Origin of the sequence: Streptosporangium sp. G11, assembly GCF_051192615.1 — a bacterium.
GTDB lineage: Bacteria > Actinomycetota > Actinomycetes > Streptosporangiales > Streptosporangiaceae > Streptosporangium.
This window is the reverse complement of the sequence record NZ_JBPJUQ010000247.1, coordinates 1-2,086: the sequence shown is the minus strand read 5'-3', so window position 1 is coordinate 2,086 and position 2,086 is coordinate 1. Positions and strand designations below refer to the sequence as shown.

Here is a 2,086-nt window from a genome sequence, read left to right as displayed (position 1 = left end):
TAGAAAGGGCCGTCGTGTCATACCTGCACCCCTACCCCTCACGGGATGGCTTCACGATCACCTCTCAAACACGTTCTTAGACGGCCCGCGGCAGGCTGTTGAGATGCCGCTCGAACATCTGCAGCAGCGGCTCGCCGCCGGGCTCCACAAGATCGACGACACCCTGGGATCCGGCGTGGCAACTGCTCTGACAGCAGAGATGGCTTAATTGCTATCCCTATAGTTTGCTAATAGTAAGTCCCGGGAATGATCCGGCGCAAAGAGCCTAATTCACTGATGTCCATCGATAAAACAGCGATGAACGAAGGGAGGTGATCGGAATTGCCAGGCGCTGGCCGCGCACAAGAAGAGAAGGATGACGAATTCCGTCTAGATCATCGCACTGAATGGGTGTTTGCGGCGAAGCCAGATAGGCTAGTGCAAAGGACTTCTAGTCCGACTAGGCTAAGAGATGCAAAGGCTGCCGCGAATTGGATTAGAGAAAAGAAACCTCTGCTTTGGACCGGCTCGATACTGTCGGTAGCGGATCCATCGGGCTTTCCGTCTGGCGCAGCCGTAACCGAATCTATCCTGACTCTACTTATCCCAGAGTCTCTTCCGTATGAGCAGCGGCAGCAGCTGACTTGGATGCTACAGTCCCGCTGGCCTCTTGAGAACCTCTTGGACTTGTTCGAACTTGTAGGGTTTGATCTCTCGAAGTCCCTACTGTCATTCTTCAATGAACTGAACGAGCAAGTAGCCCCAAACGAACTCCATCGAGCAGTTGCCAAGTACTACCGCAGCGGACTTGCCGTCGCTCCGGTTTTCTTCACCGTGAATTGGGACACCTTGCAAGAGCGCGCCTTCAGAGAACTCGGCTTTGAGGTTCTTGTTGGAGGTCCCGGCCAGCGACCCAAAAAAAGCTTTGATTCACCTGCATCCGAGCAGGTCGCTATCTTTCATCCACACGGGTCATTTCAGACTAGGGACGTGGTTTGCTCCTACAGGCGTGAGGTGGTTCAGCTGCCGGTCGCGTCTAGTCGCTGGTTGAATTATCCAATGGTTTTTCTTGGATACTCAGGCTACGAACCGAGCCTATACGATCATCTGCATGGCGACCAGGCACAGCTCTGGTGCGTTCGGAAGCTCGAAGATGACATGCAGATTCCAGCCAAACGCAGACTTCTTTGTAGACCTAACGTATTCGTCTACGAAGGCGACCTCCAAGAGATCTTGAAAACTCTAGGTCTTTTGGATGCCAAAGTGGCACTTGAGAGTAATTACCTCCAACTGAAATCAAGGGTTCCGCACAAGGTAGTGGAGTTGCTTTCGACAGTTCTAGCCTCCTCCTTGGACCCAAATGCGTGCCTGGCTTCCCTTTCTGCGACGCTCGGATCGTCTCTGCCGGAACCTGAAGCCACGATCCGTTACTGCATGATCATGAGGTGTCTTATAAGCCATATTCGTGATCGAATCGTCCATCCGGAAGTATTGCCTGCTCTCATTGCTGCATCCAATCAGCGGGATTCAGAGCAGCTCTGGATCTCGGCTATCGCATACCATCTGCGCACTGAGGAGCCTTCACCCAATACCGTCTCTGGTTTTCTTGACCGCGCACAAGAGGCGGCTAAGAAGTGGCCTAGATCCGCCAATCCGCTTGATAAAGCTATCTTCAGTCCAGGCACAGCCATTGGCAGATCAAAGGTCTATCGAGAATTTGTCTCAGATAGTGCCCAGTCACTACATGCAGGCGAATATATTCTTCCCCCCCTTTACGGGGGGGGCCTGGCCGGTGTGGGGGAGTTTGCCGAGCTGCTTGCCTTTGAATATCTCCGTCGAGGAGATACAGGGCGAGCAAGGAATATATTCGACTATGCGGCTACGCGCTTTTATCTATCGGGCAACTGGAATGCTGGAAGGCTGAACGAGTGGGCATCGGTGAACATCGAACGAGTGAAGGACGTGTGGGACTGTCATAGCTTGCTTATCCCCTACGTTGATCCTTAAATGCTTAGCGTAGAGGTCTTAGTACTGCAACGGCGTTTAGAGGGTGGTGTGGCCGCGTCTTCGGTAGTGGGAGCGTCGAGCTTGGGCTTGTCGTCGGCGG

2 protein-coding genes are annotated in these 2,086 nt (G+C 53.3%); both read left to right on the top strand.

What is annotated here, in order from left to right; translation table 11 throughout:
- On the top strand, positions 1-208 hold a 208-nt coding region (locus ACSDR0_RS50235; protein ID WP_435296070.1), incomplete at its 5' end, for a hypothetical protein.
- A gap of 458 nt (positions 209-666) precedes the next feature.
- Positions 667-1,986, top strand: a complete 1,320-nt coding sequence (locus ACSDR0_RS50230) for an SIR2 family protein (RefSeq protein ID WP_435296069.1) — start codon at positions 667-669, stop codon at positions 1,984-1,986.
- Positions 1,987-2,086 lie beyond the last annotated feature (100 nt).